The organism is Micromonospora sp. RV43 (genome assembly GCF_001029515.1).
Taxonomy (GTDB): Bacteria; Actinomycetota; Actinomycetes; order Mycobacteriales; family Micromonosporaceae; genus Micromonospora; species Micromonospora aurantiaca.
Genome location: NZ_LEKG01000252.1, coordinates 1 through 7,196 on the forward strand (window position 1 = coordinate 1; position 7,196 = coordinate 7,196).

General features: G+C 69.5%; 7 protein-coding genes, 1 tRNA gene and 2 pseudogenes. 3 read left to right on the forward strand and 7 right to left on the reverse strand.

Annotated elements, in window-relative coordinates; genetic code table 11:
* Nucleotides 1-2 precede the first annotated feature (2 nt).
* A complete protein-coding gene (locus tag ABD52_RS34880) occupies nt 3-1,085 on the reverse strand; it encodes an NAD-dependent epimerase/dehydratase family protein (RefSeq protein WP_047894540.1) in 1,083 nt (360 codons plus the stop codon).
* A 37-nt stretch (nt 1,086-1,122) separates the two neighbouring features.
* The gene (locus tag ABD52_RS34885; RefSeq protein ID WP_013473493.1) at nt 1,123-1,422 is read right to left on the reverse strand and encodes a hypothetical protein; all 300 of its coding nucleotides are present in this window, start codon (nt 1,420-1,422) and stop codon (nt 1,123-1,125) included.
* A gap of 183 nt (nt 1,423-1,605) precedes the next feature.
* Between ABD52_RS34885 and ABD52_RS34890 the strand changes: the two genes are divergently transcribed.
* A complete protein-coding gene (locus tag ABD52_RS34890; protein ID WP_047894541.1) occupies nt 1,606-1,989 on the forward strand; it encodes a DUF6223 family protein in 384 nt (127 codons plus the stop codon).
* A 60-nt stretch (nt 1,990-2,049) separates the two neighbouring features.
* On the opposite strand, the gene ABD52_RS34895 is transcribed toward ABD52_RS34890, so the two are convergent.
* On the reverse strand, nt 2,050-2,712 hold the full coding sequence (locus ABD52_RS34895) for a response regulator transcription factor (protein WP_047894542.1): 663 nt from the start codon (nt 2,710-2,712) through the stop codon (nt 2,050-2,052).
* Nucleotides 2,709-3,875 carry a sensor histidine kinase gene (locus tag ABD52_RS34900; RefSeq protein ID WP_047894543.1) on the reverse strand — a complete coding sequence of 389 codons (1,167 nt, stop codon included), beginning with the start codon at nt 3,873-3,875 and terminating at the stop codon, nt 2,709-2,711. Before ABD52_RS34900 ends, ABD52_RS34895 begins: the two co-directional genes overlap by 4 nt.
* Before the next feature lie 131 nt (nt 3,876-4,006).
* On the opposite strand from ABD52_RS34900, the gene ABD52_RS34905 reads away from it, so the two are divergent.
* Nucleotides 4,007-4,081, forward strand: a tRNA-Lys gene (locus ABD52_RS34905).
* Here ABD52_RS34905 and ABD52_RS38735 read toward each other — a convergent pair.
* The 3 genes and pseudogenes from ABD52_RS38735 to ABD52_RS34910 form a co-directional block, all read right to left on the reverse strand.
* A pseudogene (locus ABD52_RS38735) lies at nt 4,040-4,348 on the reverse strand (tyrosine-type recombinase/integrase); the annotation flags it as partial. The gene ABD52_RS34905 and the pseudogene ABD52_RS38735 sit on opposite strands and share 42 nt — an antisense overlap.
* A gap of 133 nt (nt 4,349-4,481) precedes the next feature.
* On the reverse strand, nt 4,482-5,882 hold the full coding sequence (locus ABD52_RS39540) for a hypothetical protein (RefSeq protein WP_152748360.1): 1,401 nt from the start codon (nt 5,880-5,882) through the stop codon (nt 4,482-4,484).
* A gap of 202 nt (nt 5,883-6,084) precedes the next feature.
* The gene (locus tag ABD52_RS34910; RefSeq protein ID WP_235437650.1) at nt 6,085-6,351 is read right to left on the reverse strand and encodes a DUF3027 domain-containing protein; all 267 of its coding nucleotides are present in this window, start codon (nt 6,349-6,351) and stop codon (nt 6,085-6,087) included.
* 402 nt (nt 6,352-6,753) lie between these two features.
* Here ABD52_RS34910 and ABD52_RS41235 point away from each other — a divergent pair.
* Nucleotides 6,754-7,090, forward strand: a pseudogene (locus tag ABD52_RS41235) (transposase); the annotation flags it as partial.
* Nucleotides 7,091-7,196: the final 106 nt, after the last annotated feature.

Genomic DNA, 7,196 nt, shown 5'->3' on the forward strand with positions numbered 1-7,196 from the left:
GGTCAGTAGGGGTTGGGGTGGCCCGGGAGTTGGCCTCTGGTCAGGGCTGCGGGCCGCCCTGGGAGCGCCGGATCCGGGGACAGCGGCGGGGAGCCGGTCCCGGCACGAGTGGCCATGCCGGCGAACAACTCCTTCAGGGCGGTCACCGTGTCGATCTGAGGAGTCCACCCGAGTTCGGTCTCGGCACGGTGGCTGGACATCAACGGCACGTTCAGCGCCAGGTCGACCCACCCGGTGTCGACCGGTTGCAGCCGCGCCCGCCAGGTCAGCGCCGCCGCAGCACGCAGCACCGGCACCGCCACCGGCAACGTCCAGCCGTGGAAGTGCCGGGCCACCAGCTCCGGCGTCAGCACCGGGTCGGCCGCCACGTTGAAGGCGCCGCTCGCATCACCCACGACCGCCCGGGCGTACGCGTCCGCGACGTCGTCGGCGTGCACCGCCTGCATCCGGAGTCGCCGGTTCGACGGCACCAGCGGAATCCGGCCGTACCGCAGCAGGCGCACCGGCGCCAGTGGGCCGAGGAAGTACCGACTGATCTCCGTACCGGCCTCCCGCTGGAAGATCAGTCCCGGCCGCAGCCGTACGACGCGCAGCTTCGGGTGCTCCCGCTGCACGCCGTCGAGTAGTGCCTCCACCTCCGCCTTGTCCCGGCTGTACGACGACGTCTCCACACCGGTCGCCGGCCAGTTCTCGCTGACCGGCTGGTTCTTCGGGCCGGGCGCGTAGGTGCCGACAGATGAGGCGTACACCAGGGCCGGAACGCCGACCCGGACGGCGGCCTCGATCACCGCGCGGCTGCCGCCGACGTTGGTCCGGTGGAGCGTGCGGCGGTCGTGGCTGGGCTGGATCTGCCAGGCCAGGTGCACGACCGCCCGCGCCCCGGCGAAGATCCGCACGAGTTGGTCGGCGGCACCGGGTGCGCCGATGTCGCAGGAGTGCCACTCCACGTCGCCGTACGGTTCACCGGCGTCCGGTCCGGGCAACCGGCGGGCCACGCCGACCAGTTCGGTGCCCGCCTCCCGCCGCAGCCGGCGCAGCACTGCCGTCCCCACGTTGCCGGTCGCCCCCACGATCACGATGCGCATGACGGGTGCGGTACCCGCTGAACCGGGCAGCAACCGCTCACGGACGGGGGTTCGTCCGCGCCCAGCCCTTCTCCCGATCGCGGCGACCCGAGGTGGCGGCCAGGCAACGCGGGCAGAGCCAGCCCTCCGGGTCAGCGTCGGTGAGTACGTCGGTGCCGGAGTAGTCGAACGGCACGTGCGGGAAGCGGCGCAGCCGGGTCCGGCTCAGCGGCAGCCCGCAGAGCGTCTGGTTCCGGCCCGGCAGCCAGGCGTGCACCTCACCGCCGGGCCGGCGTACGCCGTCGTCGCCCGGCACCTCGCGGGACGCCGCCACGGCGGCGGTGCTCGTGACTCGCATGGTCGCCCAGGTTCCCCGGCCGCCGCCGTTCACGCCTGGCGGCGACAACCCCTGGGGTACGCGGGGGCAGCGCGTACTCCCGTGGTGGTAGCCCGATCGACGACTCCGGGGCGACGACCGGCGGCGATGCGCGTCCATACGCTGCCGCCGTCACCACTTGCCGCGACCCGAGGGAGTCCCAGAATGTCGATCCGTCACCTGCTCGCCACCACTGTCGTCGGAGAGTTCGCCCCGGCCGCGCACACCTCGCTCGCCGCCGGGGGCATCGGCGGCTCCGGGCGGGCCGGCGCCACTGTCATCGCCCTGGTGGGCCTGACCAGCGTGGTCGTCGGCGGGCTGGCACTCAGCCGCTCCCGCCGCGGGCCGGGCGAGGGGCGGGTCCAGGCCCTGGTGGCTGCTGCGTCCGGGCTGGTCAGCCTGGTCCTCAGCGCGTGGCATCTGGCGCTGACCACCGAAGGACTCGGCAGCGGTCAGGGGCGTGCCGGTGCGGTCGCCGGTGTGGCGTTGGGGCTGATCGGGGCGGTGCTGGGCGGGCTGGCGCTGGCCCGTTCCCGTCGCACCGCCTGACCGGCCGCTCGTTCCGTCCCTCGGTCTGTCCCGGTCGCTCGGTCTGTCCCGGCGGCTCGCTCAGGAGGCGGTGAGCCAGCCGGGGACGGTGAGCCCCGACTCGTATGCGAGCACCACCAGCTGGGCCCGGTCCCGTACCCGCGTCTTGGTCATGATCCGGCTGACGTGCGTCTTCGCGGTGGCCGGGCTCAGCACCAGCCGGGCCGCGATCTCGTCGTTCGACAGGCCGGCGGCGACCAGGGCGAGCACCTCCCGCTCCCGCTCGGTGAGCGCGTTCAGCCGGGGGCCCGGGTCGGGGTGCCGGGTCCGGGCGGCGAACTCGGCGATCAGCCGGCGGGTGACGGCCGGGGCGATCAACGCGTCGCCCCGCGCCACCACCCGTACGCCGTGGATCAGCTCCGCCGGCTCGGTGTCCTTCACCAGGAAACCGCTCGCGCCGGCCCGCAGCGCGCCGTAGACGTAGTCGTCCAGGTCGAACGTGGTCAGGATGATCACGCGGGCGTCGGTGCTGGCGACGATCTCCCGGGTAGCGGCCAGCCCGTCCAGCAGCGGCATCCGGATGTCCATGAGGACGACGTCCGGCCGTAGTTCCCGCGTCAGCCGTACCGCAGTGGTGCCGTCGGCGGCCTCGCCGACCACCTCGATGCCGTCCTCGCCGTCGAGGATGGAGCGGAAGCCCGCGCGTACCAGAGTCTGGTCGTCGGCGAGCAGCAACCGGATCATGTCGTCTCCCCCTGTGCCGTGCGTGGCGCCGGGACCGGCAGCGGGGCGGGCCGCAGCGGAAGGCGGGCCCGCACCAGGAAGCCGCCGTCCGGGCCTGGCCCGGTGGTGAGCGAGCCGCCCAGCGCCCGGGCCCGCTCGCCCATGCCGAGGATCCCGTTCCCGGGCGGGCCGGCGGGACCGGCGCCGTCGTCCGCCACCTCCACCAGCACCTCGTCGCCGTCCGGCACGACCCGGACCACCGCCGTGGTCGCGCCCGCGTGACGGCTCACGTTGGTGAGCGCCTCCTGGACGATCCGGTACGCGGACAGATCCACCTCCGGCGGGAGCGGCCCGGCCTCCGTCACCTCGGTACGCACAGTCAGCCCGCGCCGCCCGGCCGCCGTGACCAGCTCGTCGAGGCGGTCGAGACCGGGCGCGGGCCGGTTCGGCGTCGTACTCTCCTGCCGGAGCACGCCCAGCGCCGCCCGCAGCTCGCGCAGCGTCTCCCGGCTCGTCTGCTTGATCACGGTGAGTGCCTCCGCCGACCGTTCCGGGTCGGGCCGGTGCAACGCCGCGCTCGCCTGCACACTGATCAGCGAGAGGTGATGGCCGAGCAGGTCGTGCAGCTCGCGGGCGATCCGTAGCCGCTCCTCGGTGGCCCGGTGGCGGGCCTCCTCCTCCTTGCGCTGCTCCGCGGCGAGCACCCGGGCCTGCACCTCGGCGAGATAGGCCCGCCGGTTACGGGTGACGCCGACGATGACCGCGACGAGCCACCCGGCGTGCAGCAGCGTCGCGCCGTTCCCGCTGACGCCGGTCCGGGTGTAGCTCTCGGCGACGGCGAACGAGACGACAGAGGCCAGGCCGAGCCCCACCGCGACCGCGAGGTACCCCTCGTCGACGACCGTGTACAGCGCCACGACGAACACCAGCATGATCGGCCCGGGCCGGTGCAGCAGAGCCCCGTACGCGGCGACAGCGGCCAGCGCCACCAGCCCCACGGCCACCGGGTGTCGCCGGCGCAGGTAGAGCGCGGCGGACGAGGCCAGGACGACGAGCAGCGCCACGAGTTCGGCGGTGGTGTCGATGCCCTCCGACTGCACGATCAGGCCGAGCAGGGCCACCAGGGCGACGGCAGGCACCACTGCGGCTTCCGCTTTGAGGCCGTGCCGGCGCCAGCTCGACATTGCCGAAGCGTAACGGTCCGCAGACACAGCGGAGGGCCCCGAAGCGGCGTCGTGCCGGTGTCGGGGCGTGGTCGGAGGGTCGATGCGCGACGCACGCCGGGCTGATCGGCTTCGGGTAACCTGTGCCGTGCGGGCCGCTAGCTCAATGGCAGAGCTGTGGACTTTTAATCCATAGGTTCAGGGTTCGAGTCCCTGGCGGCCCACCATTTACCGCCTCTGAGCTGCGGGAACGCTGGGAAGAGATCATCGGGCACAACCAGGGCACAAACTAGCGGGGATCTTGGCTTGCGGGCCCGCCGGGCTGCTCGGCGCAGGAGCTGCCCGACGACCCCTCGCGAACGGTCCCTTTTCGGCAGCCAGTGAACGTAGGTCTCCAGGGTGATCCGCAGGTTGGCGTGCCTCAGCGCCTTCTGCACGTCCTGTGGTTCGAAGCCGTTGCTCATCAGCGTGGTGGCGAAGAAGTGGCGCAGGGAGTGGAAGGTCCCGCCCTTCGGCCAGCCGGCAGCCTCACGTCAGCCCGACCAGAGTTCCGCCCAGTAGCGATCGTTGACGAGCTTTCCCCGGGCCGAGGTGAACAGGAGCACCACCGAGCCCTGCGGCCCCAAACTATAACTGCCGCTTATCGCACCTAGCATCAACGTCCGGTTCCTGATCTCCGCTGGTTGGTGTTTCGCCTCCATCGGCTGCCGGAGAGGCGAGGTCTGTTAGGCCCGAAGATATGAGAGCCGGCCACAGTAGCGAGGATTTCGGCACCTCAACTTGGCCGGCCTCGAGCAGCAGCAGCCGACGAGCTACTGTAGAGAGATTGCGCAGCAGGATCTCGAAGTCGCGAATTTGGTTATCCGAAATCCCACCCCAGTGTGACCATGCCCCGAAGATGGGTTCGGCCCCGTGAAGAACGCCTTCGTGAGCCGTCCGTGACCGGCGATCATAGAATCGGCGCCCGAAGTATTCGGCTTCCTCTGCTGGGAGAACCCTCGTAAGTGCTTGCCGGAAACGCTGGCCACTCCCGGTAACCACCTTGCATTGATCGCAGCGGGGCAGCTTCCCTACTGTCCGGTTGCCGAGCGCTTCGATTACAGCGACGAAGGCCAAAGCTGCATACGACGGATGATCAGGCATCATGAGAAGGCCCTCGTGGTAGTTCACCAGGACATCCTGAAGACCGGCGTCGCTTGCAATTGCATCCCACCGAGAAACGATCCAGTCCGGCGTCTCCATGGTCGTCATCTCGGAGATGTCTTCCATCGAGATCAAATCATCGCGATCCCAGGGCGACTTGACCGGAAGCTCGATCTCATCGCCGCTCGTAGGCTCGGCTTCACCGGCCTCGTTCATATTGATCAATGGGTTGACGGAGCAGCGTTGCACCCAGGATTCTCCGGCGATGGACAGCATCGCGCACAGCAGGCGCAGTCGTCTGGCTGCATCCTCCGCTGCCACGCCCCACGTGTAGCCAGTCGAGGTTCCCCTAACCTTCACGAGACCGGTGCGACAGCTTCTAGCGCTAAAGAGATTGAAGCGCGCGGGCACATTTTCAACGAAGACGTCCGGTGCTGCGTCCAGCTTCAAACTACCGACTTCTCGCGGCGGTACTAGGCGAATGCCCCCGCCGGAGGAATTCGGGTCGGGGCCGATGATTGCCCACCATCCGAATTCCGTGACCGTTCCAATCTGCCCGAGCGCATGCGCCACTGCATCGCGCCACGGTTCGATATCATCGTCGCGCGGCGAATCGCGTCCAATAACGACGCAGATTGGACCTTGATCGACAAGAAACAGCAGCCAGAGCGCGCTTTGTATCCGTGTTCCAGTCGGCTGGCAGATGTACCCGCCAGGGAAGGTGTCGTGTGAAGCCATCTGGTGCCCGGTAGCCCCAGAACTATCCGCTAGTCGCCGGAAGACGAAGTCAATCCACTGGTCGCCGTGCTTCCTTCGGTCGAGGTCGAGGGGCACGCCCGCATTCAGCGGCTCAGCCCACGTGTAGCCGTCCGGCAGTGCGATCACGACCACACGCTCTCACGGGACGCAATGCTCAGCCATCCGATTTTCGGCCACGGCCCATCCAGCCATCACTTATCCAGTCGCCCTCGATCAGGTCGGACCGCCGGCAGCCGCTCATGTCGGGTCTCAGGACGTGCGTGACAGATCAGTCTTGGGACGTGGGTGACACGTCCGGCTAGACGATCTTCAACTTACTTGCGTTGAGTTATCCGAAGGAGCCGTCGTCGCGGTTGGCGAAGGCGGCGCATCCGTCGTGTTCGAAGCGGACCCGTCCGTCGAAATTCGAGGCGGGGTTCGTGCAGGCACCGTAGTCGTGGCCGAGTTCGCCGTCGAGGGGGATCCAGAAGCGGCATCCGCCGCATTGCTCGTCGTACCAGGCTTCTGGGTAGGCCGGGTCGGCGGTGTCGCGGTTGCGCTGTTTGATCCACCGCTGGTGGCAGTGGTTGTTGGGGCCGCGTCGTTGCCGGTCCACGGCTTGACCGGGTGCCATGGGATCAGGGTGCGTCACGAGAGTCGATCGGAGGAGAGATTTTCGGGCGGTAGGACGTCGAGGCGGCGTGTCGTTGCCGGGGCGGCTCCGACTTGCGGACCTTGAATCGTGCGATGGGCTTGGTGGTGGCGCGGCCTGGTCGCCGCCGCCCGCGAGAGCCTGCGCGCACAGCTGAGCAAGGTCAGCGCCGCCGTGCTGGTCAGCCGCAGCGCCGCCCTCACCATCGATCCGACCAGGCTCAACGACCCGGAACAGGCCACCGCTACCGCACTGGCCGGACTCGCCCGACGGGTCACCGCCCTGACCGAGGAGATCACCACCCGCGACCGGCAGCTGGCACCCCTGGTCCGCCAGGCCGCGCCCCGCACCAGCGCCCTGTTCGGCGTCGGCACCGACGTCGCAGCTCAACTGCTCACCACCGCCGGCGACAACCCCGACCGCCTCCGATCAGAAGCAGCACTGGCCCACCTCTGCGGCGCCGCACCCCATCCCCGCCGGCTCCGGACGGGTGCGCCGCCACCGCCTCTACCGAGGAGGCGACCGCGGCGCCAACCACGCCCTACACCCCATCGCCCTCTGCCGCCTGCGCTACGACCCACGCACCCGCGCCTACCAGCAACGACGCATCACCGAAGGCCTCAGCAACCAAGAGATCCTCCGCTGCCTCAAGCGCTACATCGTCCGCGACGTCTACACCGCCCTAACCTCGGTCTTTCACTAACTGTTGATCAAGGCCGCGTGGCGGGTTGTTGATCTTGATCAGTCGGTCGATCGACGTCAGGGCGTGGTGGTAGCCCGACGCGGGGTCGGGTTCCTCCAGAAGCTGT

Bases quoted from the DNA above. Each gene is read 5' to 3' on its own strand.
- ABD52_RS34880 (WP_047894540.1), bottom strand. From the start codon at position 1,085: ATGCGCATCGTGATCGTGGGGGCGACCGGCAACGTGGGGACGGCAGTG.
- ABD52_RS34885 (WP_013473493.1), bottom strand. From the start codon at position 1,422: ATGCGAGTCACGAGCACCGCCGCCGTGGCGGCGTCCCGCGAGGTGCCG.
- ABD52_RS34890 (WP_047894541.1), top strand. From the start codon at position 1,606: ATGTCGATCCGTCACCTGCTCGCCACCACTGTCGTCGGAGAGTTCGCC.
- ABD52_RS34895 (WP_047894542.1), bottom strand. From the start codon at position 2,712: ATGATCCGGTTGCTGCTCGCCGACGACCAGACTCTGGTACGCGCGGGC.
- ABD52_RS34900 (WP_047894543.1), bottom strand. From the start codon at position 3,875: ATGTCGAGCTGGCGCCGGCACGGCCTCAAAGCGGAAGCCGCAGTGGTG.